The sequence below is a fragment of the Agrobacterium vacciniicorymbosi genome (genome assembly GCF_040427045.1).
Taxonomy (GTDB): domain Bacteria; phylum Pseudomonadota; class Alphaproteobacteria; order Rhizobiales; family Rhizobiaceae; genus Agrobacterium.
This window is the reverse complement of the sequence record NZ_JBETMF010000005.1, coordinates 119966-146744: the sequence shown is the minus strand read 5'-3', so window position 1 is coordinate 146744 and position 26779 is coordinate 119966. Positions and strand designations below refer to the sequence as shown.

Annotated in this window: 26 protein-coding genes; 13 read left to right on the top strand and 13 right to left on the bottom strand. The window is 56.3% G+C overall.

Annotated features, from left to right (window positions below):
* The first annotated feature begins 38 nt into the window (after positions 1–38).
* Genes ABUK73_RS09940 through ABUK73_RS09920 form a run of 5 tightly spaced genes read left to right on the top strand, consistent with a single transcriptional unit; the run spans position 39 to position 4935 of the window.
* Positions 39–941 (top strand): carbohydrate ABC transporter permease, encoded by a 903-nt coding sequence (locus ABUK73_RS09940; protein ID WP_353577139.1) that lies wholly within the window; start codon positions 39–41, stop codon positions 939–941.
* A complete protein-coding gene (locus tag ABUK73_RS09935; RefSeq protein ID WP_113086656.1) occupies positions 934–1875 on the top strand; it encodes a carbohydrate ABC transporter permease in 942 nt (313 codons plus the stop codon). Before ABUK73_RS09940 ends, ABUK73_RS09935 begins: the two co-directional genes overlap by 8 nt.
* A 5-nt stretch (positions 1876–1880) precedes the next feature.
* Positions 1881–2969, top strand: coding sequence for an ABC transporter ATP-binding protein (locus ABUK73_RS09930; RefSeq protein ID WP_353577138.1), 1089 nt, complete (start codon positions 1881–1883; stop codon positions 2967–2969).
* 48 nt (positions 2970–3017) lie between these two features.
* Entirely contained in the window at positions 3018–3779 is a 762-nt protein-coding gene (locus tag ABUK73_RS09925; protein ID WP_353577137.1) for a sugar phosphate isomerase/epimerase family protein, read from the top strand.
* Between the two features lie 22 nt (positions 3780–3801).
* The gene (locus tag ABUK73_RS09920; RefSeq protein ID WP_353577136.1) at positions 3802–4935 is read left to right on the top strand and encodes a Gfo/Idh/MocA family protein; all 1134 of its coding nucleotides are present in this window, start codon (positions 3802–3804) and stop codon (positions 4933–4935) included.
* A 36-nt stretch (positions 4936–4971) separates the two neighbouring features.
* On the opposite strand, the gene ABUK73_RS09915 is transcribed toward ABUK73_RS09920, so the two are convergent.
* Both ABUK73_RS09915 and ABUK73_RS09910 read right to left on the bottom strand, forming a co-directional pair.
* Positions 4972–5781: an endonuclease/exonuclease/phosphatase family protein gene (locus tag ABUK73_RS09915; RefSeq protein ID WP_353577279.1), complete on the bottom strand. Its 810-nt coding sequence runs from the start codon at positions 5779–5781 to the stop codon at positions 4972–4974.
* Positions 5782–5878: 97 nt separating this feature from the next.
* Positions 5879–7339, bottom strand: a complete 1461-nt coding sequence (locus ABUK73_RS09910) for a phospholipase D-like domain-containing protein (RefSeq protein ID WP_353577135.1) — start codon at positions 7337–7339, stop codon at positions 5879–5881.
* Between the two features lie 240 nt (positions 7340–7579).
* On the opposite strand from ABUK73_RS09910, the gene ABUK73_RS09905 reads away from it, so the two are divergent.
* Both ABUK73_RS09905 and ABUK73_RS09900 read left to right on the top strand, forming a co-directional pair.
* On the top strand, positions 7580–8875 hold the full coding sequence (locus tag ABUK73_RS09905; protein WP_353577134.1) for a L,D-transpeptidase family protein: 1296 nt from the start codon (positions 7580–7582) through the stop codon (positions 8873–8875).
* Positions 8872–9105, top strand: coding sequence for a sulfurtransferase TusA family protein (locus tag ABUK73_RS09900; protein WP_353577133.1), 234 nt, complete (start codon positions 8872–8874; stop codon positions 9103–9105). The genes ABUK73_RS09905 and ABUK73_RS09900 overlap by 4 nt, the downstream gene beginning before the upstream one ends.
* 6 nt (positions 9106–9111) lie before the next feature.
* Here the strand turns inward: ABUK73_RS09900 and queE are convergent, their stop codons facing one another.
* The 8 genes from queE to ABUK73_RS09860 form a co-directional block, all read right to left on the bottom strand.
* Entirely contained in the window at positions 9112–9849 is a 738-nt protein-coding gene (queE, locus tag ABUK73_RS09895; RefSeq protein ID WP_353577132.1) for a 7-carboxy-7-deazaguanine synthase QueE, read from the bottom strand.
* A complete protein-coding gene (gene queD / locus ABUK73_RS09890) occupies positions 9846–10214 on the bottom strand; it encodes a 6-carboxytetrahydropterin synthase QueD (RefSeq protein ID WP_353577131.1) in 369 nt (122 codons plus the stop codon). The genes queE and queD overlap by 4 nt, the downstream gene beginning before the upstream one ends.
* Complete coding sequence (gene queC, locus ABUK73_RS09885) at positions 10214–10924, bottom strand: 7-cyano-7-deazaguanine synthase QueC (protein ID WP_353577130.1); 711 nt, start codon at positions 10922–10924, stop codon at positions 10214–10216. Before queC ends, queD begins: the two co-directional genes overlap by 1 nt.
* A gap of 132 nt (positions 10925–11056) precedes the next feature.
* Positions 11057–13036 carry a phosphatase PAP2 family protein gene (locus ABUK73_RS09880; protein WP_353577129.1) on the bottom strand — a complete coding sequence of 660 codons (1980 nt, stop codon included), beginning with the start codon at positions 13034–13036 and terminating at the stop codon, positions 11057–11059.
* 142 nt (positions 13037–13178) lie between these two features.
* Positions 13179–14003, bottom strand: a complete 825-nt coding sequence (locus tag ABUK73_RS09875) for an ABC transporter ATP-binding protein (RefSeq protein WP_353577128.1) — start codon at positions 14001–14003, stop codon at positions 13179–13181.
* Positions 14000–15040: a FecCD family ABC transporter permease gene (locus ABUK73_RS09870; protein ID WP_353577127.1), complete on the bottom strand. Its 1041-nt coding sequence runs from the start codon at positions 15038–15040 to the stop codon at positions 14000–14002. The genes ABUK73_RS09875 and ABUK73_RS09870 overlap by 4 nt, the downstream gene beginning before the upstream one ends.
* On the bottom strand, positions 15037–16080 hold the full coding sequence (locus tag ABUK73_RS09865; RefSeq protein ID WP_353577126.1) for a FecCD family ABC transporter permease: 1044 nt from the start codon (positions 16078–16080) through the stop codon (positions 15037–15039). Before ABUK73_RS09865 ends, ABUK73_RS09870 begins: the two co-directional genes overlap by 4 nt.
* Entirely contained in the window at positions 16080–17084 is a 1005-nt protein-coding gene (locus tag ABUK73_RS09860) for an iron-siderophore ABC transporter substrate-binding protein (protein ID WP_353577125.1), read from the bottom strand. The genes ABUK73_RS09865 and ABUK73_RS09860 overlap by 1 nt, the downstream gene beginning before the upstream one ends.
* Before the next feature lie 235 nt (positions 17085–17319).
* Between ABUK73_RS09860 and ABUK73_RS09855 the strand changes: the two genes are divergently transcribed.
* Positions 17320–19488, top strand: coding sequence for a TonB-dependent siderophore receptor (locus tag ABUK73_RS09855; protein WP_353577278.1), 2169 nt, complete (start codon positions 17320–17322; stop codon positions 19486–19488).
* A gap of 38 nt (positions 19489–19526) precedes the next feature.
* Here the strand turns inward: ABUK73_RS09855 and ABUK73_RS09850 are convergent, their stop codons facing one another.
* Entirely contained in the window at positions 19527–20420 is an 894-nt protein-coding gene (locus ABUK73_RS09850) for a helix-turn-helix domain-containing protein (RefSeq protein WP_353577124.1), read from the bottom strand.
* Between the two features lie 231 nt (positions 20421–20651).
* Positions 20652–21335: a GntR family transcriptional regulator gene (locus ABUK73_RS09845; RefSeq protein WP_353577123.1), complete on the bottom strand. Its 684-nt coding sequence runs from the start codon at positions 21333–21335 to the stop codon at positions 20652–20654.
* Between the two features lie 167 nt (positions 21336–21502).
* On the opposite strand from ABUK73_RS09845, the gene araD reads away from it, so the two are divergent.
* From araD to ABUK73_RS09825, 4 genes are all read left to right on the top strand, one after another.
* A complete protein-coding gene (araD, locus tag ABUK73_RS09840) occupies positions 21503–23239 on the top strand; it encodes an L-arabinonate dehydratase (RefSeq protein WP_353577122.1) in 1737 nt (578 codons plus the stop codon).
* 14 nt (positions 23240–23253) lie between these two features.
* Entirely contained in the window at positions 23254–23979 is a 726-nt protein-coding gene (locus ABUK73_RS09835) for a ribonuclease activity regulator RraA (protein ID WP_113086637.1), read from the top strand.
* A gap of 128 nt (positions 23980–24107) precedes the next feature.
* Positions 24108–24398 carry a hypothetical protein gene (locus ABUK73_RS09830; protein ID WP_353577121.1) on the top strand — a complete coding sequence of 97 codons (291 nt, stop codon included), beginning with the start codon at positions 24108–24110 and terminating at the stop codon, positions 24396–24398.
* Between the two features lie 48 nt (positions 24399–24446).
* Complete coding sequence (locus tag ABUK73_RS09825) at positions 24447–25655, top strand: low temperature requirement protein A (protein WP_353577120.1); 1209 nt, start codon at positions 24447–24449, stop codon at positions 25653–25655.
* Here ABUK73_RS09825 and ABUK73_RS09820 read toward each other — a convergent pair.
* Positions 25652–26215: a TetR/AcrR family transcriptional regulator gene (locus tag ABUK73_RS09820; protein ID WP_454892352.1), complete on the bottom strand. Its 564-nt coding sequence runs from the start codon at positions 26213–26215 to the stop codon at positions 25652–25654. The two genes, ABUK73_RS09825 and ABUK73_RS09820, sit on opposite strands and share 4 nt — an antisense overlap.
* A gap of 162 nt (positions 26216–26377) precedes the next feature.
* Here ABUK73_RS09820 and ABUK73_RS09815 point away from each other — a divergent pair, with 162 nt between their 5' ends.
* Positions 26378–26773 (top strand): RidA family protein, encoded by a 396-nt coding sequence (locus ABUK73_RS09815; protein WP_353577118.1) that lies wholly within the window; start codon positions 26378–26380, stop codon positions 26771–26773.
* The last annotated feature ends 6 nt before the right edge of the window (positions 26774–26779 follow it).

Below are 26779 nucleotides of genomic sequence, written 5' to 3'. Positions count from 1 at the left end.
GCTGCACAATCAACCATTATGATTGATAGGGAGTGGTCATGGCAGTCAAAAGCCATTCTGGTCGTCCAAACCAGCTGTTCCGCAATCTGAATTCTAAGATTGCATCGATACCCATGATCCTGACCGCGATGGTCATCTTCCTGGGCGGAACGATCTGGACAGTCGTTTATTCCTTTACCAATTCCAAGCTGTTGCCGCGTGCGAACTTTATCGGCTTCGAGCAATATGAGCGTCTGTGGGCGGCACCGCGCTGGATCATTTCCATCCAGAACCTGGCCATTTATGGTATTCTTTCGTTGATCTTCAGCCTTGTCATCGGCTTCGTGCTAGCAGCGCTTATGGATCAGAAAATTCGCTTTGAAAATACATTCCGAACGATCTTCCTTTATCCCTTTGCCTTGTCCTTCATCGTCACCGGTCTTGTGTGGCAATGGCTGTTGAACCCGGAATTCGGCATTCAGTCCGTGGTCCGTTCGATGGGCTGGGAAAACTTCACATTCGATCCGCTCTATAATTCCCAGCTCGTTATCTACGGTATTCTCATTGCCGCGCTGTGGCAGGGAACAGGTCTTGTGATGTGCCTTATGCTTGCGGGTCTGCGCGGCATCGATGAGGACATCTGGAAGGCATCGCGAGTGGACGGCATTCCCATGTGGAAGACCTATATTCTCATCGTTATTCCCATGATGCGCCCCGTCTTCATCACCACGCTGGTCATCATCGCCAGCGGCATCGTCAAGGTCTACGATCTCGTTGTCGCGCAAACCAGCGGCGGTCCCGGCATCGCATCGGAAGTGCCTGCGAAATATGTCTATGACTACATGTTTCAGGCGCAGAATCTGGGGCAGGGCTTTGCCGCTTCCACCATGATGCTGCTCACCGTTGCCATCATCATCGTTCCATGGGCTTACCTCGAATTTGGAGGGCGCAAGCGTGGCTAATATCTCGACGCTCAACACTGTTGCTGCAGGCGTGGATGCCGTTTCGAACGACGTCAGCGGTCCGCGCGGACGCAAACCGCGCAAGCGCCTGTCCCGACGCAATATCATACTCTACGGCACGCTGACCGTTGCTGCTCTCTATTACCTGCTGCCGCTTTACGTGATGGTCGTTACATCGCTGAAGGGCATGCCGGAAATCCGCATGGGCAATATTTTCGCCCCACCGCTGGAAATCACCTTCGAGCCCTGGGTCAAGGCCTGGGCCAATGCCTGCACAGGCTTGAACTGCGATGGCTTGTCGCGCGGTTTCTGGAACTCAGTGCGGATCATGATCCCATCTACCATCGTATCGATCGTGATCGCTTCAGTTAGCGGTTATGCGTTGGCGAACTGGAAGTTCAAAGGGTCTGAGTTCTTCTTTTCCATTCTCATCATCGGTGCGTTCATTCCCTATCAGGTCATGATCTATCCCATCGTGATCGTGTTGCGTGAACTGGGTATCTACGGCACGCTTACGGGACTTGTCATCGTTCATACGATTTTCGGCATGCCGATCCTCACGCTACTGTTCCGCAACTACTTTGCCGGTCTGCCAGAGGAGTTGTTCAAGGCGGCGCGTATCGACGGTGCGAATTTCTGGCAGATCTATTTCCGCATCATGGCGCCCATGTCGCTGCCGATTTTCGTGGTGGCCATGATTTTGCAGGTTACCGGTATCTGGAACGACTTCCTGTTCGGCGTCGTCTTCACCAGACCGGAATATTACCCGATGACGGTTCAGCTCAACAATATCGTCAACTCGGTTCAAGGCGTGAAGGAATACAACGTCAACATGGCGGCAACCCTTCTCACCGGTGCCGTTCCGCTGTTCGTCTATTTCGTTTCAGGCAGACTTTTTGTCCGCGGCATCGCCGCAGGCGCAGTCAAGGGTTAAGCTTCATGAATAAAAGCGTCTCCATTCGCGACCTGTCTTTGTCATTCGGTGCGGTCAACGTGCTGACAGATCTTAATCTCGATATTTACGAAGGTGAGTTTCTCGTTCTTCTCGGCTCGTCCGGCTGCGGAAAATCCACATTGCTCAATTGCATCGCCGGACTTCTGGAGCCGACGGAAGGGCAGATATTCATCAAGGACCGCAACGTCACCTGGGAAGAGCCGAAAGATCGCGGCATCGGTATGGTGTTCCAGTCTTACGCGCTCTACCCGCAGATGACGGTGGAAAAGAACCTGTCTTTTGGCCTGCAAGTAGCAAAGGTACCAAAGGATGAGATCGACCGGCGCGTGAAGCGCGCGGCGGGCATTCTGCAGATCGAGCCGCTGCTGAAAAGAAAGCCCGCCGAGCTTTCGGGCGGGCAGCGTCAGCGTGTGGCCATCGGGCGCGCACTGGTGCGCGACGTGGATGTGTTCCTGTTCGATGAGCCACTGTCCAACCTTGATGCAAAACTGCGCTCGGAACTGCGCGTAGAAATCAAACGGCTCCACCAGTCGCTGAAAAACACAATGATCTACGTCACGCATGACCAGATCGAAGCGCTGACGCTGGCAGACCGCATCGCCATCATGAAAAGCGGTGTCATCCAGCAGTTGGATGATCCGATTTCGATCTACAACAAGCCGAAGAACCTGTTCGTTGCCGGTTTCATTGGTTCCCCGTCCATGAATTTCCTGCGCGGCGAACTGGCTGATAAAAACGGCAAGGTCGAATTCGTGGCCAATGGCGTCAGCTTCACCCTCGATGGATATGATGCCTCCACGCCACTCACCGCAGGAACCCCTGCCGTTCTCGGCGTGCGTCCGGAGCATGTGCGAGTCGATAACGACATCACTGGTGGCGACATCCACGACGCTGTGGTCGATATCGAAGAGCCGATGGGTGCGGATAACCTTATCTGGCTCAAGCTCGCCGGTCATACGCTTTCGGTTCGCGTTGGCGGGCACCGGCGCTTCTCGCCCGGCACGAAGGTCAAGCTCGCCTTCGATATGTCCATGGCCTCACTGTTCGATGCGACGACGGAAGAGCGCATCTAAGACAACCCTTCATTCCACCAGACACCGTCCCAATGTCAGGAGAGACAGATGACGAAACTCGGCTTTCAACTTTACAGCGCGCGCAACTTCCCGCCGCTTTCGGATATTCTCAAGAAGCTTTCAGCGGCAGGCTACGCCCATGTCGAAGGCTTCGGCGGCATTTACGGCACAATGGACGATGCTGCACTCAAGGCTCTGCGCGCCGACCTCGACGCCAATAATCTGACCATGCCGACCGGCCATTTCGGTCTAGACATGCTGGAGAAAGAGCCGCAGAAAGCGCTGAACATCGCGAAAATTCTGGGCGTTGAAACGATCTATTGCCCGCACCTCATGCCTGATCAGCGCCCAACCGACGCCGCTGGCTGGTTGGCTTTCGGCAAGCGTCTTCAGGAGGCTGCCAAGCGCTACCGCGACGCAGGTCTGGCCTTTGGCTGGCACAACCACGATTTCGAATTCGTGAAGCTGGAAGACGGCTCCACACCACAGGAGCAAATCTTTGAAGGCGGACCTGAGCTGGAGTGGGAAGCGGACATTGCCTGGATCATTCGCGGCAAGGCCGATCCGCTTGAATGGATCGAACGTTACGCCAGCCGCATCACGGCTGTGCATGTGAAGGACATCGCGCCAGCCGGTGAAAATACGGATGAGGACGGCTGGGCGGATGTTGGCCACGGCACGGTGGACTGGAAAGGTCTTGTCGATGTGCTGAAGAAAACCGCCGTCAAATATTATGTCGTCGAACATGACAATCCAAAGGATGTCGACCGTTTGATCACCCGATCGATCGCATCCTTCAACAGCTACTAATCCAAAATCCGGAGTGACATTCATGGCCAAGGAACTTGGCGTCGGCATCATTGGATGCGGCAATATCTCAACGACCTATTTTTCGCTCTCCCCGCTTTTCAGGGGCCTGAAGGTTCTGGCCTGCGCAGACCTTAACCGCAGTGCCGCAGAGCTGAGAGCCGAAGAATACGGTGTCAAAGCGCAATCCATCGAGGAACTGCTTCAGAACGACGAAATCGATGTGGTGGTGAACCTTACCATCCCATCCGCCCACTTTGGTGTCTCGAAGGCCATTCTCGAAGCGGGCAAACATGTCTACTCGGAAAAGCCGCTTGTGCTCACGCTGGAAGAAGGCGAAGAATTGCGGCGTATCGCAACGGAAAAGAAGCTCGCCGTCGGTTGCGCACCGGATACGTTTCTCGGTGGCGCGCATCAGCTTGCCCGCAAATATATCGATGAGGGCAAGGTTGGGCGCATCACTTCCGGTACATGCCATGTCATGAGCCCCGGCATGGAAATGTGGCACCCCAATCCCGGCTTCTTCTTTCTCGCCGGTGGCGGCCCGATCCTTGATCTTGGTCCCTATTACATCGCCAATCTCATCAATCTGATCGGGCCCGTCAAACGCGTCGGTGCTTTGACCTCCATGGCAAATCCAACCCGTACCGTCACCAGCCAGCCGCTGAACGGTCAAATCATTCCAGTCGAAACGCCTACGAATATCCATGCTCTTCTGGAATTCGTAAATGGCGCGACGATCACGCTGTCAGCCAGCTGGGATGTCTGGTCTCATCGCCACGCCAATATGGAGCTCTATGGCACTGAAGGTTCGATTTATGTGCCGGACCCCAACTTCTTCGGCGGTGTTGTCGAGGCCAGTGGTCGCGATAAGGACATCAAGCCGCTCGAAAACTGGGATCATCCCTTCGGCATCGCCAATCAGGAAAGCCCGCAGGGTGCGCGCGCGAACTATCGCACGGCAGGTCTGGCAGACATGGCCATTGCATTGACCGAGGGACGCGATGCACGGTGCTCGCTGGATCGTTCGCTGCACGGTATCGATGTCATGACATCGATCCTGAAATCGGGTGAGGAAGGTCGCTTCGTCGAGTTGACCACCACCTGCACCCAGCCAGCGGCATTGGGTATCGAGGAAGCAAAATCCCTGCTTCGTTGATGGCTAAAGGCGGGCGCAGCAGGCTGCCCCGCCTTTTCACGCGGTAAGAATATCGGTCCGGATAGCTGCTTTCAGTGGCAGATGGTCGGATGCAATGCGTGACAGCGCGCTATCATGCGCTGTCACATTATCGATCAGGCCAACGCGGTTGGAAATGATCCTGTCCAGCGCCAAGACCGGCATGCCCGATGGAAAGCTTGGAACGGCGGGCGGCAATGTGCCGAAAGCTTCGCGGAATGTATTGAGGGAAGAGCCATTCCCCAATCGCCACTCGTTGAGATCCCCAAGCAGGATGGTTGGCTGTTCGTCACGCGTGCTCAACAGTTCCACCAGTGCTTTAGCCTGTTGCGCGCGCGAGTGGCGAAGCAGACCAAAATGTGCGGCAATGATGCGCAGCGTTCCGCCCAGCTTCAGTTCTAATTCCACAACCAGCGCTCCGCGAGGTTCCAGACCGGGAAGCTTGAGGCGGTGCACGTCGCGAACGGCACCTTCCTTGAACAGAACGACATTGCCGTGCCAGCCATGCGCCTTTGTGCCGGCCGCAATGGGAACCGGTACAAGTCCGCAATCCCGCTCCAGTCTGATAAGATCGAGCAGGCCCGTACGTTCGCCGAACCGGCTGTCGGCTTCCTGTAAGGCTATGATGTCGGCACCGATTTCCTGAATGACGTGGCAGATGCGATCCGGATCGAATTTGCGATCCCGCCCGACACATTTATGGACATTGTAGGATGCAATAACGGGAAAGCCCTCTTCGCTGCATGTGTCGCTTTCACTCTGACGTTTCTTGCGATTGCGAAAGGATGTGATGAGAACCGAGGAAAGGCTTTCCGGTTTCGTGCGCATCATTTTCTTGTCTCGCATCAAAAATCCTCATTCCTCAATCACTTCAGCCGATTTCGCAAAGCTATAATGCGAATATACGACGGTCTTGCCGGGCTCCTTAAAGATACGGCGATGCCAGCCATAAAACCCGTTCGAACAGGCGAAGGACAAATGGCCTTGCCCGCAGTTCTTCCAGCTTCACCGGCGTCGCCTGTTCCATGGCTTCCGCCATTCTTTCGGAAACCGCGTGGGCAAACCTGTCATCGATAACTTCTATGTCCACCTCAAAGTTCAATCGCAATGACCGTGGATCGAGATTCGATGATCCGACATAGGACCAGCGGTCGTCGATGACGAGGAGTTTGGAGTGATTGAACGCGCCCGTGGCACGCCAGATGCGGCATTGGTTTCTCAGTATCTGATCGAACTGCGCGGTCATTGCATGGTCGACAAGCGTCAGATTGTTGTTTGCGGGAACAATGATATCGACCTGTACTCCGCGCCGTGCGGCGGTCGTCAGCGCCGAAATCAGCTCCCTGTCCGGCAGGAAATAGGGGGACATGATGCGAATGGACGAGCGCGCGACCGAAAACGCGCCCATCAGCATCTTGTGGCTGGTCTCGATGCTGTTATCCGGCCCCGATGGCACCACGCGGCCAAACACCGCTGAGCCCGGCTTGCCCTCAGGAAGGGTGACATCCCAGACCGGACCATCAAGCAATTCACGGGTGGTGAACCGCCAGTCCTCAGCCGCAACTGTAAACAGATCAGCGACGAGCGGACCTCTCACCTTGAAATGGGTGTCACGCGATTGGCGGTCACCGAAAAACTCGGCGGTAAAGACTTCGCGAATGTTCATGCCGCCGGTAAAGGCTATCCGCCCGTCGACCACCAGAATCTTGCGGTGCGTTCTCAGATTGGCATAGGGCAGGCGCAATCCCATGATCACGTTGCCGTTGAAAACGGCGGCATGGATATCCGCTTTCTTGAGGCTCGGCATGATGCTGGGAACGGAATAACGCGCCCCGACCGCATCGACCAGCACCCGCACCTCGACGCCGCGGTCGCGCGCTTGCGCCAGGGCCTCCACAAAGCGCAGCCCGATCCGATCCTGATCGAAGATATAGGTTTCCAGAATGATGGATCGTTTTGCGTTGCTGATGGCTTCCAGCATGGCGGCATAGGCGATGTCGCCGGAGATGAGCGGTTCGATCTCGTTGCCCGTCGTCAGGGCGTTGCGGGTAACCCGGTCGCCTACGTTTTTCATGGCGACGAAACGGCGACCAAAACGCTCCACCACAAGATCATGGTCTGCATCGAAACGGGCGACGCGATCCATGATCGTGCCATGCATCAGCGAGCGCTGCTGGCCCAATGTACTGCGGCGGATGCGGTTGATGCCGGCGATTCCGTAAATCACGGCCCCCACGACGGGTGAAAGCAGGATCACGCCGACCCAGCCCAGCGCCGTGCGCACCTCCTGCTTCGTCATCGTCGCATGAATGGCGGCACTGGCACCCATGATGACAGATAGCGTCGCCAATATGTGGGGCCAATAAGTCGTAAACAGATCAATCATATAGGGAATATAATGGAGTTCGACTTTGCTGCAAGTCGGACGGCTCGCAGGCCGGGTAGCGATGTGTTAAGGCTTTGTCAGCTATAATCATTGCCAGAATTTCAACGAAACCGATGACCTCATGACCGTCAATCAGGACACATTTGCCGGAAATTGGCTGCCGATCGCAAGTCGACAGACTTGTAATCAAATCGGAATTATTTTACCACCGTGTCACATCCTGCAAACCGGTGAAACGCCATGCGTTTGAGACATATTGCGCTGCTTGCCTGTACCGCTCTCATGCTGGCAGGCTGTAACGAAACGCTCGAAACCGTCGAGCGGGACGTTTCCCATGTCAAAAACAAAGTCGAGTACCCGCTGTCTCCGTCCATTTTGGCCGAGATGGACAAGAAGAATATGGATCGCAATGCGCCGATCATGATCCGTATCTTCAAGGAAGAGGGTAAGCTCGAAATCTGGAAAGCCAAGCGCGACAATCGTTTCGATATGATCGCGTCATACGATATTTGCGCGTGGTCGGGTAAGCTTGGACCCAAGGTCAAAGAAGGCGACCGTCAGGCGCCTGAAGGTTATTATAATCTGACACCGGGGCACCTGAACCCGAATTCCAACTATTATCTTGCCATCAACACGGGTTTCCCGAACCGATACGATCAGGCCAATGGCCGCAACGGCACGAACCTGATGATCCACGGCGCCTGTTCGTCTTCCGGCTGCTATTCCATGACCGATGCGCAGGTGCTGGAAATCTACGGCTTTGCGCGTGACGCCTTCAAGGGCGGCCAGAAGACCGTGCAGCTTCAGGCTCTGCCGTTCCGCATGACAGCGGAAAACATGGCGCGCCACCGCAACAGCGAGCATTTCGAATTCTGGAAAATGCTCAAGGTCGGCTACGACAATTTCGAAGTCACCAAGCGCCCGCCCGAGGTCAATGTCTGCGAAAAGAAATACGTCTTCAACCAGCAGACGGCAGGCGGCCAGTTCAACGCCTCTGCGGTCTGCCCGCAGATGAGCACGCCGCCAGCGCTGGCGAGTGCGCTTTCAAGCTACGAGAAGACCTATGATGTTGCCTATGATAAGGCAGCAAAGAAGCTCGATGGCATGGTCTGGTATGATCCGAGCGAAGCCGAGCGCAAGGCGCTGGTTGCCGAAAAGCGCAAGGGACGCGAGCCTGCCTATGCGCCGACCGGCTCCGCCCTTAAGGCTGGCAAGCTGATGAAAGAAACAGAGTTTGCTGCGCTGATGGAGAAGAAGGCCGCAAAGGGTCTGACCGCTCCAGCTGCGACCGCCATTGCATCCTCCGCAAACCCGCGCGCGACGGTCGCTCCGACCGCGACGACGCAGCAGCCCGCAACGGCCCGTCCGGCAGCCCCAACTATGGTGGCTTCCGCAGCCCCGTCACCTTCGGGCCCGCAGGTCGCAGCGGCACAAAGTGTACCGGTTCCCGCTGTCAATCCACTGGCCTTCACGGCACAGCCATCTGCTGAAGACGCCCAGAAGAAACCGTTCTGGAAGTTCTGGGCCAAGGAATGACGGCGTCCGTTCAGGATATCTACGATTTAAGGGGGCTGAAATGCCCCCTTCCTGTTTTGAAAAGCCGCAAGAAACTGTCCACTATGAGCGCGGGCGAAGAGCTTTGGGTCGAAACCAGCGATCCGCTGGCCGTCATCGACATACCGCATATGTGCCGCGAAGACGGGCAAGATCTCCTGGAAACCGTCGCAACAGACGGTGGACACAGGTTTCATATCCGCAAGACATAAGCCGCATCAGACGCCGCGTTTGTTGCCCCACAGTAAAACATGCAGTTGCGGCAGCACGCGAACATCGAACCAGCGGTCGGCGCTGACCTTGTCCACCAGCCATAACATCCGGTCCATCACACCATCAATATCGACCACCGCATTGTCGTCATCCGGCGGCGGTGGCGTATGGTTTCCGGGTTGTAGGTAGACCGGAATATGGGGATAGCGTGACGACGCAGCCTTGGCATAGTCGTAATCGACATCATCGAAGATCACGAATTTCAACGCGATCTGCGGTGTTTGCCCGGCTGCATCAAGACAGGCTTCGAAAGCTGCCCAGTCCGTCTGCATGCTGCTGGAGGGTGGTTTGGGGCTGAGAACCAGATAGTCCAGATCGGCAAACCAGTCTTTCGCGATGCTCCCCTGTGTTTCCAGCGCGAAACGGTAACCTTCGCCGTGCCCTTTCTTGATCAAAGCCCCAAGTGGCTGAATGGCCGGGTTGCCGCCGGAAAGGGAAACGGTTAGCGGTTTGCCGCCGGAAAGCCGCGTCACCTCCTGCCAGATGGCATTGACAGACATGGGTTTCCAGTCATCCCGGTATTCGCTATCGACCGCATGCAGCGTATCGCACCACGAACAGCGGTAATCGCAGCCGCCAGTCCGCACGAAGACGGTGGGAACGCCAATCAGCAGACCCTCGCCCTGAATGGTAGGGCCGAAGATTTCACTGATGCGGATCGGGGCGTCTTTGCGGTCGCTCATGGCTGGGGCCGGGGCCGATATTCCGCCCAGGTCTTTGCGGTCTCGCTAACCCGCACGGCGCTGGTTTCCGGCAGCCGTTCCTTGCACCAGTCGTAGAAATGCTGGGCGAGACGCTCCGCCGTCACCATGTCATGACCGAGAACGTCGTTCAGGTGCCGGTGGTCGAAGTGGTCATCGATGTAATGCTTGAGCGGCGTAAGTTCCTGATAATCGCGAACGAAACCATGCTCGTTCAGTTCCTCACCCGAAAGCTCCACCTCGACGATGTAATTGTGACCATGCAGCCGCGCACATTGATGATCTGCGGGCAGGCCTTTCAGTTGATGCGATGCGGAAAAATGAAATTCCTTGGTGATACGAAACATTACCGCACCTCTTGCGCGGCATAGGCGCTGGTGGCAGCCTTCCAGAAATCTGGGTCTTCATAATCCGTTGGATCATCGACGCCAGCCAGATGAAACGCTTCGCGCCGTTCTACGCAGGTGCCACAGCGTCCGCAGTGGCGCGGTCCGCCCTTGTAGCAGGACCATGTGTCGGCAAAGGGGGTGTTGTGCTTTGCGCCATCGGTCACGATGTCGGCCTTGGAAACCGTGACGTAGGGCGCGAAAAGCTTGACGCTGGCATAGCCTTCCAAAGCGTGGCGCTGCATCTCGTTGAAACTGTCGATAAAACCGGGACGACAGTCCGGATAGATGAAGTGGTCGCCGCCATGGACCGCGATGGCCACGGCATCCGCCTGCTGGGCTGCTGCCAGACCAAAGGCGATGGTCAGCATGATGGCGTTGCGGTTGGGAACGACGGTGGAGCGCATCGTTTCCTCGGCATAATGGCCGTCGGGAACCTCGACATCATCCGTCAATGCGGAACCCGTCAGATGTTCGCCGATGGTGCTGATGTCGATGATGTGGTGCGGAACGCCGAGGCGCTCTGCGCAGTGCGCCGCAAAGTCCAGTTCTTTCTTATGGCGCTGGCCATAATCGAACGAGACGAGGGCTAAAAGTTCATGTTCCGCAGCAATTCTATGCGCGAGCGAAACGGAGTCCAATCCGCCGGAGCAGATGACGATAGTCTTCATAATTCAGGATCCCTTGTTTTGACCGGGTGGGCTGCGACCGGATTACGGTGCGGCTTCTAACCCATGTCGGGACCGTTGTGAAGGGGCGCGGACACGATCTGGCTCGCGCCTCCTTGAAAGGTTATGGCGTGACTATTCGACGATGATGGTCAAGGTGGTGCCGGTGTAAACCGGGCGGACCTTGACGCCATTGGCATTTATGGAGGCGAAAGAGCCAGTCAGGCCATCAGCCGACAGCACATCAAATCGCGTTCCCGCCGCTGGCGCATCGCCCTCGAAAGTCAGCTCAAGCGTGGCATTTTCTATGTCGGCCTTGCCCTTGATGTGCAACGCGGTTTTCTTTGCATCAAGAGAGAGAGTACCACCTGTCTGGCTGTAGTTACCGTTGATACCGACCGCATCGGATGCGGCAAGTTTCAGCACTCCGCCGGACACCAGAACGCTGCCGGTTCCGAGTGCGGTTTTGGACGCTGCCGCCAACGTCCCGTCTTTGAGAACAGTACCGCCGGAATAGCTGTTGGCACCAGTCAGCTCCAGTGCGCCGGTGCCGGATTTTTCCAGACGGCCTGTGCCTGCAATATCATTCGTCCAGCGGTCTTTGGTGTTGAATCCGCCAGCGGCTGCGTCCATCGCCACATTCACGTCGCCATCGAACGATCCATAGCCGGAAGCCGCGGATACGAGATTGATACGGCCCCAGCCATTGCTGTCATCCAGAAGAGGATAGCCGGACTCTATGCCGGTGGAAAAGAGAACCGCACGGCGTTGGGCAGCGTCGAGATAGGGGAGGCGCGTTTCCAGTAGGACTTCGGCACCCTGCGGCACGACCATGGCCAGGTTCGGAGCGGACAGATCACGCTTGAAAGAGTAGGTCATACGCTTGCGATAGTCAGCCTTATTGGTGCTCTCATCTGCGAAGCGGTCTGTGGCGATATCGGCGCTGTGTGCGAAGGCTTCGAGAGTCTGGCCCTGCGGCAAACGCTTGGTGAGATAGGCCTTCACCTCATCATGCGCGGCCTTTTTCACATCGGCCACTTTCGGGTCTTGCAAGACGGCAGCAGCAATGGCGGTGGCGGTGATGCGCCCGCCGATGACATCGAGTGGCGAGTGCATGCCTGCCACGATGCGGGTTTCGCCAAGCTGCGAGGCTTTTGTCAGCAGTTCGGAAAAACGCTCCGGTACGGCATAGGCATAGGCGATTGCCGCCAGATAGGCGGCATTGGTGTGGCCGCTTGGAAATCCACCATCCTTGGCACGACCACGGTTTTCGCGCGCATAGCGCAAGGCGGGCACGGTGACGTCAGGCTCAGACTCGTAGCGCTCGAATGTCTTGTCGCCGATGGTTTCAGTGCCGGTCTCGATCACCTCGCCCTTGGCACTCATGCGCCATGGACGTGGCGTGGAGTAAAAGTATTTGGAGGGCGAGGTCGTGCCCTCCGGGCCGCGCATCAGCGCCATGAAGGCGACGAAATTCTTCAGCTCCGAGTCCGGCGAACCTGCTTCGGTTCCCTTATCGTCTTCCCGCTTGGTGATGACCTCGTTGACGTTGAAGTTGCTCAGCGTGTGGTTGATGGTGGTGGTCGCACCAGCGCCCTCCCGATACCAATCCGCCAGCGGTCCCAGGCCTTCGATGACGCTGTAACCTTGCGAGCGACGGTCGTTGAGATAGGCGTCCAGAGCGGCAGCGTCCGTGCGGTTCTTTCCGGTGACGGAAAGCACGTAACGCATATTCTCCGTCCAGACGTCTGGGTTCAGGACTGTGACTTTGCTGTAGTCTTTCGGGCCATCGCCGTTCGCGCCGCCATTGGCCCAGTTCTCATCACCCAGCGTCCAGATGTGGTTGAAGCCGGACAGGATTTTGATGACGGGATTATCCTTGTCGTCATAGGCGTTGACGCTTTCGCCCTTGGCGTTCTTGCCCGTCTGGTTGTGATAGTTTTCCGCCACAGGCAGCGGATATGCGACCGAGGGTGCAGGGACGGCAATGCTGTAGCCGTTGCCGGAAGGCTCGGCAGCGTCAAACGCTTGCGCATGTGTTGCGATGCCGAATGCAGCAACTGATGCAAGCAGGGTTGAGCGGAAAAGTGGGAAATATGCGCGTAGCTTGGCCATGACAGCCTCCTCAATTCATTTATCGCAATATGTCTTTGCGAGACACGTCATAGCCGGACGTGAGTCGATGCTGGGCAAAATGCCCAGCGATCATGACAATTTGTTTACAGCGATTGACGAATGAGATGAATGCGGCTGCATCTCAGGCGATGCCCGCGTCGTCCGGCGCGGAACTCATCCGGTGGCGGCCGATGGGAAGCATGATCGGCCTGCCCGATGTGGGGTCGGTGATGATGCGGCTTTCAAGCCCAAAGACCTCACGCACATTCCGTTCGGTCAAGACCTGCTCCGGCGTGCCGATGACATGCAGACGTCCGGCTGCCATGGCCACCAAGTGGTCCGCATAACGTGCAGCGAGATTAAGATCATGCAGCACCATGACGATGGTCGTACCGCGCGTGCGATTGAGGTCCGTCAGAAGGTCCAGAACCTCTACCTGATGGCTGATGTCTAGAAAGGTGGTCGGCTCGTCCAGCAACAGGATTTCGGTTTGCTGCGCCAGCGCCATGGCAATCCACACACGCTGCCGCTGGCCGCCGGAGAGCTCATCGACGGGCCGTTCCGCCAGTTCAAAGGTCTTCGTCGCCTCAAGTGCGGCTGCGACCGCTTCATCATCCTTTGTGGTCCAGCGGGACAAAAGTCCCTGATGCGGGTGGCGTCCTCTGCTGACGAGGTCGGCAACGGTTATGCCTTCCGGCGCGATTGGCGATTGCGGAAGCAGGCCCAGCGTCTGCGCAAGCTTGCGAGGGGCCATGCTGTGAATGGATTTCCCGTCCAGAAAAACGTGCCCCCGGCGCGGCGAAATAAGCCGTGACATGGTGCGCAAAAGTGTGGATTTACCGCACGCATTGGCCCCGACAATCACCGTGATCTGACCCGGAGGAACGGTGAGATCGAGCCCATCCAGAATGACATTGTCACCATAACCGGCGGAAAGTTGGCTGGCGGTAAGGGAATGGGCTGTCAAAGCGAGCCTCCGGTCCGGTTGACGCGAATGATCAGGAAAATCAGATAGGGTGCGCCGAGTGCCCCGGTGACGACACCGACGGGATAGCGGCTTGGCAGCAGGAATTGCCCGGCATAATCCCCGGCCAAGACAAGCAGCGCGCCGATCAGGGCGGCGGGGATAAGCAATGAGCCGCTGGGTCCGACGACCCGGGCGGCAATCGGTCCTGCGAGGAAGGCGACGAAAGCGATTGGTCCTGTAACAGCTGTGGCAAAGGCAATCATGCCCACAGCGGCCACGATGACCACGATGCGGGTGACGCCGACCCGCACGCCAAGTGCTGCGGCAGTGTCATCGCCCAGCCGCAACGCTTCCAGATCACGCTGGCGACTCAGCAGCAGACCGCCGAAGATGGCAAGCCCCAGGAGCAGCGGCAGGACTTGAGAAAGCTGCGCGCCATTGACGCTGCCCGTCAGCCAGCGCATCGCCTCTTGCAGGTTCCAAGCGGGTGCTGTTGACAGAATATAGGCGATGACGCTTTCCAGCATGGCGGAGACACCGATGCCGACGAGGATAAGCCGTGTTCCGGCAACCCCATTGCGAGAGGATAGCGCATAGACCGACAAAGCGACTCCGAGACCGGCAACCACCGCGAAGACCGAGACGACTGGCCCTTTCAGCGACAGCACGACAATGGCGAACACCGCTGCCGCGCTGGCACCGGAGCTGATGCCAATGATGTCGGGGCTCGCGAGTGGATTGCGCAGCATGATCTGAAAGGCAACGCCGCCAAGGCCGAAACTGAGGCCTGCGAGAACGGAAAGCAGCGCTCGCGGCAGCCGCAACTGGCCAACGGTAAAGCTTGCCCCCGCCACATCTTCACCCAGCAGAACGCGCAGCACGTCCGCGGGTGGGGTCAAGGACTGACCGAGAACAAGGGTAAGCGAAAATATGGCAATCAGCAGCGTGGCAAGAACCGCAATCACCGTCATGCGTCGGCGCGCGTGTTTTTTGCGCTGTTCCACGATGGAATCGATGATCGGGGACAGCACCGTCATAGGTCACGTACCCGCTGGCGTCTGACGACCCAGATGAAAAACGGTGCGCCGATCAGCGCTGTTACAATGCCGACATCAAGCTCCGCCGGGCGGGAAACGATGCGCCCGACAATATCGGCGGCAAGCAACAGGCATGCGCCGCCCAGCGCCGAAAATGGCAAAAGCCAACGGTGATCGACGCCAACCAGCAGGCGGCAGAGATGCGGCACGATAAGCCCCAGAAAGCCAATTGGCCCGCAGACCGCAGTCGTCGCTCCGCAAAGCGTGATTGCCCCAAGAGCCGAAAAAGCGCGGGCGATGGCCACACGTTCACCCAGCCCGGCGGCAAGTTCATCACCCAAGGCGAGAGAGTTTAGTTTTCTGGCCGAGAGGAGGCTGATGAGGAAGCCGACGGCCAGAAAGGGCAATATGTGCGAAATACGGTCGAAGGTCGCGCCGCCAACGCCGCCGATCTGCCAGGACCGAATGCCGCCAGCGATGTCGTTTCGAGGCAGCACGACCGCGATGACCAGCGAAGAGAAGGCGACAGAGGTCGCTGCGCCAGCAAGTGCCAGCTTGAGAGGCGTCGCACCGCCGCGACCCAGCGAGCCTATCGTGTAAACAAAAACCGCCGAACAGCCAGCGCCAATGATCGCCGTCCAGATGAAGGCATTGGCTGAGGCGATGTTGAACCATGCAACGCCGATAACGACGGCCAGCGAAGCGCCCATATTTACGCCCAAAATACCCGGATCAGCCAGCGGATTGCGCGTGACGCCTTGCATGATTGCGCCGGAAAGCCCCAGCGCCGCGCCCGCGACCATGGCAAGCACCGTGCGTGGAATGCGAACCGCAACCGCCGCCTGACCGATATTCTCCACCTGTCCGCTAAGTGCCAAGAGAATGTCGCCCCAGGCAACATCACGCGTACCGACGGCGACGGATAGCATGCACAACAGAAAAAGAGCGGCCATCAGCGCCAGAAGCCAGAGTGATCTGACGCTGTTCGAGCGCTTCAGAAGGACACCCGGCGCTTTCTGCCTGACGTATCGAAACGTCATTATTGTTTTCCAGCCTTCTCCACGGCCTTGGCAAGCATGCCGACGTAGTCTTTCAAAATCCACGAAATTGAAAGCGGTGTCGGATTGGCTGCCGTGCCCAGCGGATTTCGACCCAGCATGACGATGGAATCATGCTCGACCGCGGGCATTCTGGACAGAAGCGGATCGGCCTTCACCGCGTCCAGCAGTGCTTGGCCGCCATAGGTCACGACGATATCCACGTCGTCAAACGCATCCACCCGCTCCGCGCTGACGCTCGAGGCAAACTGGCCGGGCGTCGTTGCTTCCCTGACGCTTTTGGGGGATGACAAACCGAGATCGGCGAAGAATTTCACGCGGGTATCATTGGCGGTATAGAAATTGACCGTGCTGAGATTGGTCGTGTCCAGATGGGTGACGAACATGGCCGATTTGCCTTTGAGTTGGGGAACCTCGGCAATGACTTCAGCAATTTCAGCTTCCGTGCGTTTGATCAGTGCCTCGCCTTCCTCGGCCATGCCGAGACCAGCGCTGTTGAAGCGGATCATGTCCCGCCAATCGGTTGCCCACGGCGATTCTGGATAGGCGACGACAGGGGCGATCTGGCTCAACGTGTCATAGTCGGCTTGGCTCAGGCCGGAATAGGCAGCCAGGATGACATCCGGCTTCGTCGCAGCGACGGCTTCGAAATCAATGCCATCGCCTTCATCGAAGAGAACGGGCTTGTCCGCACCAAGTGCCTTCAGCTTCTCCGCCACCCAGGGAAGAATGCCGTCACCGTCATCATCGCCGAAATTGGCCGAGGCAAAGCCGACCGGGATGATGCCCAGCGCTAGCGGCACCTCGTGGTTTGCCCATGCAACAGTCGCCACGCGCTCGGGCTTCTTGGGAATCGTGGTCGTGCCGAAGGCATGTTTGATGACGATGGGGTAGGAAGTGTTCTCCCCGGCCAAGGCGGCATTGCCCATCACAAGCGATAGAAGCGTTACAATCACGGGCGCAAAAGCGCGGACGAAGCGCAGCATTGGCGACACTCTCTCGACGTTAAAAGTTGACTTCAAGTCTCAGCTTCACTCTACAAGGTCAAGACCCATGTGGGAGAAGCGTCGCCAAGAGCGGCGAAGTTTCCATGGTTTTTTACAAAACCGTGGAATTGTACAATACCAGACTAACGCCCTCAAGTTATCAGCCCATCAAGGGGGGCAACTGGATTTTCACCCAGCTTGCCAGACACAGCAACATGAGTTCTGGAATTTGATCATGACCATCGAAACGACAAGCGCAGACCGAACACAGTCGCAACGCCGATATCGCAGCGCCCTCTTGCTCGGCTGCACAGCGCTTGTCGCCTTCGCCCCTGTGCGCCTGCTGGCTCAAGATGCCGCCGAACAGGGTGGTAGCACGGTGCTGGAGACGATCACGGTTCAGGGCACGGGTGGGGATGACGACGAGCGGTCCATCGTCGCCCGAAAGACGACTGGCGCTGGAAAGATGCCAAGTGAGGTGCTGACGACACCCGCCTCAGTTTCCGTCATCACCGCAAAAGAAATCAAAGAGCGCGCTGCGACAAGCGTCGAGCAGGTCGTGCAATACACCGCAGGCGTGGTTACCGATTTTTATGGTTCGGACGATCGATATGACTTCTTTGATATAAGAGGCTTCACGCCTTACACTTACCGAGACGGGCTAGCAATCGGTAGGACGTTTGCTGGAATTCGCGAAGAACCCTACGCATTTGAGCGGATCGAGGTTCTAAAAGGTACCAGTTCCTCTGGCTTCGGTGCGGCTGAGCCCGGTGGGTCAGTAAATTACGTTACTAAATTGCCAAAAAGCGAGCGGTTCGGCGAAGCTTATGTGACTGGTGGGTCGTTTAATCACAAAGAGGTCGGTCTCGATTTTGGCGACAATATTACTGACGACGACACATTATCATATCGTTTGACCGGCCGACTTCAAGATGCCGACGCTGAGTACGACCACTCTAAGGATAACGAGAAGTTCATCATGGGCGGTCTAACATGGCGTCCCACAGATGTGACAAGCCTGTCTTTTGTCTTCGATCACCTTAACAGAGATGGAGTACCTGGCAGCGGTGGCCAACCACTTGGTACGAATTTCGACAGAGACATGTTCTTTGGCGAACCTGATTACTATTTCAAGAATACCAACCGTAACACCTACAGCGTAATGTTTGACCACGATTTTGGTGGCGGCTTGAGCTTTGGCTCCAACGCACGTTACAGTAAATCGAGCGATGCATTTGGTAGTGCGTATCTTAGCAGAACGCGCACAGACGGCTCGAACATCGCGGACCGCTACTTTTTTGGTAGCGACAAAGCAACTGAGCAGTTTATCATCGATGCAAACCTGCTTTACGAAACGAATTTTGAAAATATTGAAAGCCGAACGCTTGCAGGCGTTGAATATAGCAATTTCGAATCTCAAACTGATGGATTATATATTCCAGCTGCATATCAAGCTGGTGGATCGACACCGCCTATCAACTGGCTAAATCCAATCTATTCGGGTGGACCGAATTCCACCACGCCGGACTCGAGTTCGACAAACGATCAGAAAAGTAAGTCCATCTATCTACAGCAGGACCTCACGTTTTCGGATAAGTTAACCGTGAGCTTTGGTCTCCGTAATGACTGGCTTGATCTTAGTCAGGAAGGCTGGTCTTTGAATCGTGCAACCGGAGTCGTGTCGAGTTCGTCCGGTTCAGACGATCATAGTGAGTTTACTAAACGCTTTGGTCTAAGTTATAAAATTACCGAAGAGTTAGCGACTTACGCCAGTTATGCTGAGTCCGTAGCCCCTCCCGGTATCGGAACAGAACCCACTACAGGTAAGCAATACGAAATCGGCGTAAAATATCGGCCGGATGCTTTTCCCGCATTGTTCACGGCATCTATTTACGATCTGACAAAGGGAAACATTACCGTTTATGACAGCGTAACGTATCTACCTGCTTCGGTCGAAAAGGTTCGGCATCGTGGCTTTGAGTTAGAAGCTAAGGCGGAACTCACTGATAACATCAACCTGATTGCAGCCTATAGCTACATCGACTCCAAAATCGAAGAGCCCGGCGGCTCAAATGATGGGCACCGTCTCATGCGGGTTCCCAAGCACCTGGCTTCCGTTTGGGCAACTTATACCCTGGAGGGTGAAGGTGCTCGCGGTGACATGACGTTTGGCGTTGGTGCGCGTTACACCGACAGCTATTTTACGAACATTCAGAATACAATCGCTTCGGAAAGCGCTGTCATATTTGACGCGGCGTTCACTTACAAAATCAAGGAAAACACGACACTGCAACTCAACGCCAGCAATCTGTTCGATGAAAAGCATGTCGCAAGTCAGGATAGCGGGGGGGTGTACTACAACCCCGGCCGTGCGATCTACGCGACATTGCGTCAGACCTGGTAACGCAAGAAGGTCCATCCGCCTAAATGCGGGTGGACCTTTTACTCGACCTGCCGCATACGCCGCCATGCGGCAGGTGTTTCACCCGCCACCTGCCGGAACGTTTTCGTCAGATGGGCCTGATCTGAAAAGCCGAGTTGGGCTGCGATGGCGGCGACGCTGAGGTCGCTTTCGGTTAGCATGCTCTGGGCGAGGCTGATGCGTTTGCCGAGTTGCCATTGCAATGGTGTTTTGCCCGTCGTTTGCTTGAAGACATTGGCAAACCAGCTTTCCGAAAGCCCGACCGTTTCCGCCATCTCGCCCACCGTCATGCGGTAATCGGCGCGTGCATTAACCACGGCAATGAGCTTGTTCATCTGCGCCTGCGTCAGTCTCGCATTCGTCTGCTCGATGGGCTCTCCGCCGATGTCGAGTAGACCGGTGACGATGCTGCCGACAAGGCTTTCTGCATAGATGGCATGTTTCGACGGCGTGGATACTTCATCCACCAGCAGGCTGGCCAATGCCTCGATGGCGCCTGCGTCCTGTATCTCCACGGGTCGCCGCAAGGCGGTAAGCGCGACTGAGGTTCCGACCGAGGGGGATAGATATTTCAGCATCCGGTCTTTGTGCAGATGGATATCGAGATGTGAGAAGCGATGGAAAGACGTAAAACTCGTCCATAGCGGAACGCCTGCGGGAACATAAATCGCTCTCTTCATCGGGCGATAATGTTCCGCAACGCTGCTGTCGCGGTTTGTCATGCGAATGTGGGATGAGACGTCGTTGAAGAAGATGACGATGCGAGGGTCGGGAGACAGGTAATAGCCTGTGGCGCCCGAATGTCCTTCCGCGTCCCAGAATACGCTGATCAGCCCATCCAGCCCACGCCATTTGGCGGGTCCAATAGCGCGGATGCCATCGGTGAAGCATGTCATCGAGTGGAGGTATGTCACAGTCGTAAACCTGTCTCATCGGTTTTCAAGACTGGCATTTTACGCGAATTCGTTGCAGTTCAGACGCCGCTCCGCCAGCTTTCAAGCAGCGACAATAGCGGAGAAAATTCGCGAGAATGGATGCCATATTATGATAAGAATTATCATGTTTATGGCTTATAGCAAGTTACGCAGGTCATAATAAGCTGATCATCATTCACGCACGGGAACCTAAAGCGTGAAAAATGGTGGTTATTGCCGCACATATTCTGGAAATCTCTCGCTGATCAAACCGGTAATCGAAAGAGTACCGGAGAGATGTTTGCGCAAGGCTGCCGCTGCTTCTGCCGGGTTTTCCGACCGGATACCATCGATGATCGACTGATGATCTCTCAGTACCGTCTGCATTTTTCCGGGCATGGGCAGGTTCAGCCGCCGCAGGCGATCCAGATGCACGCTTTGCCTGCGCACATTGGTCCAGAGGTCGAGGATATCCGCCCGCTCATAGAGTTTCCTATGAAACTCCCGGTCGGCGGCGTCGAAACTGTCATAGGTTTCCGGTGACGCGAAGATTTTTTGTTTTTCGAGAATATCGGTGAGTTCGGCGGCGGTGGCGGCAGGGCTGTCTTTCGTCAAACGCGTGACAGCCTCCAGCTCCAGTGAAAGCCGCAGAAACTGTGCCTGCTGGGCGTGGCGAATATCGATCTTGGAAACGACAGTCGCATATTGCGGGTAGACATCCACCACGCCGTCTTCCTGTAAGCGCATCAATGCATCGCGCACCGGTGTCTGGCTGACCCCGAACTCGAGTTGTAAAGACGCGCGCGACAGCACGGTTCCCGGAACAAGCTCCACAGTCAGAATGCGCCTGTGCAATATCTCGTAAATCTGAAGCGCCACCTGTCGTGAGCGATCCAGCATCGTGTCTCTGATCATGAGTTCTTCGACCTCTTCCAAGGCTTTACCTTAGAACCATTAAATCACAATTTCACCATTGATGCACTGATGTTTTAGTGCTTCAATGCATTTACGTCTTGAGGAGGGCAGGGGGACTTCGCTGGCTAAGGCCAGCTGTTCCTATGAGGAGTTACAGAGCAGGCATCATGGAAAAGAAAAAAACAGCAGACATGCTGCGCAGCGCACGGTGGTTCGCGCCGGATGATTTGAGAAGTTCCGGTCACCGGTCTCGAACCATGCAGATGGGTTATGCGCTTGAAGAATGGACGGGCAAACCCATCATCGCCATTCTCAACACCTGGTCGGATGCAAATCCTTGCCACGCGCATTTCAAACATCGCGTGGAAGATGTGAAGCGCGGCATTTTGCAGGCGGGCGGCTTTCCCTTGGAACTGCCAGCCCTGTCGCTTTCGGAAAGCTACGTGAAACCGACCACCATGCTATATCGCAATATGTTGGCGATGGAGGCGGAGGAGCTTCTGCGTTCCCACCCTGTCGATGGCGCGGTGCTGATGGGTGGCTGCGACAAGACCACGCCGGGTCTTGTGATGGGGGCGATCAGCATGGGCTTGCCCATGATTTATCTTCCGGCTGGGCCGATGTTGCGTGGGAACTATCAGGGAAAGCCCCTCGGTTCCGGTTCCGACGCATGGAAATATTGGGATGAGCGCCGGGCTGGAAATCTGACAGAAAATGAATGGGTCGAGGTAGAGGCTGGCATCGCCCGTTCTTACGGTCACTGTATGACCATGGGCACCGCCAGCACCATGACGGCGATCGCCGAGGCGCTGGGGCTGACGCTGCCGGGTGCCAGCTCCATTCCGGCGGCTGATGCTAACCACATTCGCATGTCGTCAGCCTGCGGCAGGCGCATTGTCGAGATGGTGTGGGAAGACCTGACGCCAAACCAGATCCTCACGCAAGCCGCCGTGAACAACGCCGTAGCCGTTGCGATGGCCACGGGCTGTTCCACCAATGCCGTGGTGCACCTACTGGCGATGGCGCGCCGTGCAGGCATTAAGCTGACGCTGGAGGATCTGGATCGCGCGGGACGGACTACGCCCGTGCTCGCCAATATCCGGCCCACCGGCAAAACCTATCTGATGGAGGATTTCTATTATGCGGGCGGTCTGCGCGCCCTCATGGCCAAGCTGGGCGATAGGCTCGATCAGACGGCGCTGACCGTTTCCGGACTGTCGCTGGGTGAGACGCTGAAGGGAGCGGAATGCTTCAATGATGATGTCATTCGCTCGCTGGATAATCCCGTTTATCACGAAGGGTCTCTGGCCGTTCTGAAGGGCAATCTCGCGCCGAATGGCGCCGTCATCAAACCGGCCGCCTGCGATCCCAGATTTCACAAGCACCAGGGCCCGGCACTCGTCTTCGACACATATCCGGAGATGAAGGCTGCGGTGGATGATGAAAATCTCGATATCACGCCGGATCATGTCATGGTCTTGAGGGGTGCGGGGCCGCAGGGTGGGCCGGGTATGCCGGAATGGGGCATGCTGCCCATTCCAAAAGCGCTGTTGAAACAGGGGCATCGCGATATGCTTCGCCTGTCCGACGCACGCATGAGCGGCACCAGTTACGGCGCCTGCATTCTGCACGTCTCGCCGGAGTCCCATGTTGGCGGACCTCTGGCGCTGTTGCGCAATGGCGATATCGTCAAGATCGATCTTGAGGCGCGCACCATCGACATGCTGGTAGACGAAGATGAGCTTGCCCGCCGTCGTGCCGACTGGGTCCAGCCAGCCGACAAGATTGGCCGTGGTTATGGCTGGATGTTCGCGCGCCACGTTGCGCAGGCCGATACGGGCGCGGATTTCGATTTTCTGGAAACGGGCTTTGGCAAGACCGCTGCCGAACCCGATATTTATTGATAGGGATAAGATCGATGACAGATTACGTTTTGAGCGACGCCACCCGCCAGAAGCTGATGGGCGTGGCGACACCGACCATTGCCACGGCGCTTTTCAAGCGCGGACTGCGCAACCAGTTCATTCAGGATGTGCGACCGCTTTCTGCAAAAAAACGAAACATGGTCGGGCAGGCGTTTACGCTGCGCTATATTCCGGCCCGGGAAGATTTAAACCCGCTGAGCGTTTTTCAAAACCCTGAACATCCGCAGCGCGCAGCTGTCGAAGCCTGCCCGGCTGGACAGGTTCTGGTGATGGATAGCCGCAAGGATGCTCGGGCAGCATCCGCTGGGTCCATTCTGGTTTCGCGTTTGATGGTGCGCGGCGCTGTGGGCGTCGTGACGGATGGCGGCTTTCGGGATAGCCCTGAAATTGCCGATCTTGACATCCGCGCCTATCACAACAGGCCGTCTGCCCCCACTAATCTGACGCTCAATCAGGCCATCGACATCAATGTGCCGATTGGCTGCGGCGATGTCGCCGTGTGGCCGGGAGATGTCATTGTTGGTGATGATGAGGGCGTTATCGTCATTCCAGCTGCAATTGCCGATGAAATTGCTGATGAAACCGTTGAAATGACTGCCTATGAGGACTTCGTCACCGAAAAGGTTTTGGGTGGAGCCACCATCATTGGCCTCTATCCCGCAACAAGCGACGCGCCGCGTCAGGAATTTGCGGAATGGCGTAAAGCCAAGGGTCGCTGAATCTATTGGCTAGACGACAAACCACACGATTTTTCGCGTGGTTTGTCGTCCCACAAATCCACATGGAACCAAAAGACGATCTTCGATGTTGTTGAGGCATAAAGCTCAATACATTCAGGAGATTATTGATGAGACGGGTTGCCGTTGGTGCCGCCGTGGGCGTTGCTCTGTGTTTTGTTACCGCCGCTGTGGCTCAGGATATTGAAGTCAGCAGCCTGGATATAAAGCAGACAAGCATGAAGCACGAGAACACGCAGCCTGTTGCCAAGGATCCGCGCTACATTGTTGATGTCAGCGGAAAACAGGTTCGTCTTGTGGGGCCTCGGTTCTTTGCTGATAATTCCAATGAAGTTGAACTCCTCGGTCGTGCGCAAGCTCTCCTGCGGGAAGAAGCCAGGTCTGAAATCGCGTCTCGATAAGAAGCTTACCCGAAATATGAAGCGGCCAGTGCTGAGGGCAATGCCAGTATGAAGAATTCTCCTGCGGATCAGGGCGCGAAAACCGATCCGAAATGGCGCCTTATCCGGCAGGACGATGCCGAAGCGGGAAAGCCGACATTTCCTGAATTGTTTTTTGATCTCGTATTTGTATTTGCGCTCATTCAGTTGTCCCACACCTTGGCTAAGGATTTCGGTTCGACGGCCCTTCTGGAAGCAGCACTTCTTATCCTTGCGCTCTGGTGGCTCTGGATTCAGATCACCTGGCTCACAAATCTCCTGAATACCGAGGCCGGGCTTGTCCGCCTTTTCCTGTTTTCAATGATGTTTACAGGGGTTTTGCTTGCCATAGCCTTGCCGAAAGCTTTTCAGGAACAGAGCCTTATCTTTGCGGTGATTTATAGCGGTATGCAGATCATGCGTTCGCTTTTCGCCCTTTATGTTTTCAAAGGCGTGGATCACGAAAACTCGCTAACCTTTGCGCGAATGGCCTTGTGGCTTGGTATCTCCAGCATCTTCTGGATCGCAGGCGGTCTGTCGGGCACTCTTTTCTGGCAAATCGGATTTTGGGCCGTCGCCATCGGTATCGAGTATCTAGGGCCAGTGACGAAGTATTATTTCCCGGGACTAAAGACCGGCAAGGATGAAAGGCTGCATCTTTCGGGAGAGCATCTGGCGGAACGTTGCGCGCTGTTCGTCATCATCTGCCTGGGCGAAACGATCCTCACCACCGGTCGCACCGCAACCGATTATATGAATTCCAGCCTGACCTTCGTCGTGTTTTGCTCGGCCTTTGCCAGCACGGTTTTGATGTGGTGGATTTATTTCCATCACGGGCAGGAAAAGGTGTCTGAAAAGGCTGAGGAAACCGCAGAGCCGGAAAAGATTGCGCAGAACCTCTTCAACTACGGTCATTTGCCAATCGTGGCCGGCATCATCCTCACGGCTGTAGGTGAAGATTTCAGCCTGTCGCATAGCCATGAGCATTCCACACTGCGTGAGGCGCTGGCGATTGTTGGAGGGCCGATCCTTTTTCTGGCAGGAAATATCGGGGTGAAGATCGCGTCTTCCCACATTCGCCCGGTATCGCATTTCGTCGGTATCGCTGTGCTTGCCGTGTTGCTGCTTTTGCAAGGCATGCCGCTTTACGCTCTGCAAATCTCCGCCGTAAGCGTCCTTCTACTGGTCGCAGTCTGGGAGTATCTCGCCTTGAGAAAGAGTGCGCCAAGCGCGGCTTAAGGCTGCGTAAGCATTCCGCTTGCCAAGGCTCGAAATGCATCAAGCGCTTTGGGCAGCACGGCCTGTGGCTCGTCACTGGCGGCAACCCACAGGGCCGCGTTAAGGGCGGCACCATTCAGCAAGCGCGAGGCAGCTTCCGGGTCCACCGGCCTGACGGTGCCATCGGCAATCAAAGCCTCCATCTTCTCCATTGTCGCTTTCAGACAGCTGTTCTGGCTTGGCCATTTGGAGGGGTCACCGAGGACGGCTGGTCCATCCAGAAGCACGATGCGCTGAACCTCGCCTTCCAGCGCCATCTCGATATAGGCGATGCCTTCCGCCATCAGAGCGTCCCAGTCATTTTTCTCACGCATTCCTTGGGCCTGCGCCCTCGCTGCCAATTCTCCGTCAATTTCATCGACAACGGCCTGGAGCAATCCGGTCTTGTCTCCGAAGTGATGATAGAGTGCTCCGCGCGTTAGGCCAACGGATCCGGTCAGATCGTCCATGGAGGCGCCTGCAAATCCTTTTTCCGCAAAGGTCTTACGCGCTGCTGAAATGAGCTTGCGCCTCGTTTCCATTATCATTTCTGAACGCGTTTTTCCGGCCATTCTCAATTCCAATAAAAGGCATACGTGGCGTATGTAAGTTGACATACGCCACGTATGTTATTATTTGGCATACGTGACGTATATCAAAGCTCGACCTCGCTTGAAAGCGAAACCGATATCAAGGAGAAAATGATGACAAATAGACAGGCTATTTTTCCCGAGAACCGCCACGCACTCTATGAAAAGCATGGATACTCCGCCGCCATCCGCTCCGGCGATCTGCTCTTCGTTTCCGGTCAGGTCGGCAGCCTTGCTGATGGTTCGGCAGAGAAAGACTTCCGCAAGCAGGTGGAGCAGGCCTTCACCAATTTGAAGGCCGTTCTGGCCGCTGCCGGCTGCACGCTTGATGATATCGTGGATGTTACGACGTTCCACACCGATCCCGAGGCGCAGCTCGAAACGGTCATGGACGTGCGCAAAACCTTCATCGGGGAGCCGCCTTATCCGAACTGGACTGCAGTCGGAGTAACATGGCTCGCTGGTTTCGATTTCGAGATCAAAGTGATCGCACGTATTCCAGGTGCCTAATCAATA

Excerpts from the sequence above, each read along its gene's own strand:
- ABUK73_RS09920 (WP_353577136.1), top strand. The coding sequence starts at position 3,802 with ATGGCCAAGGAACTTGGCGTCGGCATCATTGGATGCGGCAATATCTCA.
- ABUK73_RS09915 (WP_353577279.1), bottom strand. The coding sequence starts at position 5,781 with ATGCGCACGAAACCGGAAAGCCTTTCCTCGGTTCTCATCACATCCTTT.
- ABUK73_RS09930 (WP_353577138.1), top strand. The coding sequence starts at position 1,881 with ATGAATAAAAGCGTCTCCATTCGCGACCTGTCTTTGTCATTCGGTGCG.
- ABUK73_RS09845 (WP_353577123.1), bottom strand. The coding sequence starts at position 21,335 with ATGATCAGAGACACGATGCTGGATCGCTCACGACAGGTGGCGCTTCAG.
- ABUK73_RS09835 (WP_113086637.1), top strand. The coding sequence starts at position 23,254 with ATGACAGATTACGTTTTGAGCGACGCCACCCGCCAGAAGCTGATGGGC.
- ABUK73_RS09815 (WP_353577118.1), top strand. The coding sequence starts at position 26,378 with ATGACAAATAGACAGGCTATTTTTCCCGAGAACCGCCACGCACTCTAT.
- ABUK73_RS09905 (WP_353577134.1), top strand. The coding sequence starts at position 7,580 with ATGCGTTTGAGACATATTGCGCTGCTTGCCTGTACCGCTCTCATGCTG.
- ABUK73_RS09830 (WP_353577121.1), top strand. The coding sequence starts at position 24,108 with ATGAGACGGGTTGCCGTTGGTGCCGCCGTGGGCGTTGCTCTGTGTTTT.
- ABUK73_RS09880 (WP_353577129.1), bottom strand. The coding sequence starts at position 13,036 with ATGGCCAAGCTACGCGCATATTTCCCACTTTTCCGCTCAACCCTGCTT.
- queE (WP_353577132.1), bottom strand. The coding sequence starts at position 9,849 with ATGAGCGACCGCAAAGACGCCCCGATCCGCATCAGTGAAATCTTCGGC.
- ABUK73_RS09820 (WP_454892352.1), bottom strand. The coding sequence starts at position 26,215 with ATGGAAACGAGGCGCAAGCTCATTTCAGCAGCGCGTAAGACCTTTGCG.
- ABUK73_RS09860 (WP_353577125.1), bottom strand. The coding sequence starts at position 17,084 with ATGCTGCGCTTCGTCCGCGCTTTTGCGCCCGTGATTGTAACGCTTCTA.
- ABUK73_RS09910 (WP_353577135.1), bottom strand. The coding sequence starts at position 7,339 with ATGATTGATCTGTTTACGACTTATTGGCCCCACATATTGGCGACGCTA.
- ABUK73_RS09900 (WP_353577133.1), top strand. The coding sequence starts at position 8,872 with ATGACGGCGTCCGTTCAGGATATCTACGATTTAAGGGGGCTGAAATGC.
- araD (WP_353577122.1), top strand. The coding sequence starts at position 21,503 with ATGGAAAAGAAAAAAACAGCAGACATGCTGCGCAGCGCACGGTGGTTC.
- queC (WP_353577130.1), bottom strand. The coding sequence starts at position 10,924 with ATGAAGACTATCGTCATCTGCTCCGGCGGATTGGACTCCGTTTCGCTC.
- ABUK73_RS09870 (WP_353577127.1), bottom strand. The coding sequence starts at position 15,040 with ATGACGGTGCTGTCCCCGATCATCGATTCCATCGTGGAACAGCGCAAA.
- ABUK73_RS09925 (WP_353577137.1), top strand. The coding sequence starts at position 3,018 with ATGACGAAACTCGGCTTTCAACTTTACAGCGCGCGCAACTTCCCGCCG.
- ABUK73_RS09865 (WP_353577126.1), bottom strand. The coding sequence starts at position 16,080 with ATGACGTTTCGATACGTCAGGCAGAAAGCGCCGGGTGTCCTTCTGAAG.
- ABUK73_RS09825 (WP_353577120.1), top strand. The coding sequence starts at position 24,447 with ATGAAGAATTCTCCTGCGGATCAGGGCGCGAAAACCGATCCGAAATGG.
- queD (WP_353577131.1), bottom strand. The coding sequence starts at position 10,214 with ATGTTTCGTATCACCAAGGAATTTCATTTTTCCGCATCGCATCAACTG.
- ABUK73_RS09940 (WP_353577139.1), top strand. The coding sequence starts at position 39 with ATGGCAGTCAAAAGCCATTCTGGTCGTCCAAACCAGCTGTTCCGCAAT.
- ABUK73_RS09855 (WP_353577278.1), top strand. The coding sequence starts at position 17,320 with ATGACCATCGAAACGACAAGCGCAGACCGAACACAGTCGCAACGCCGA.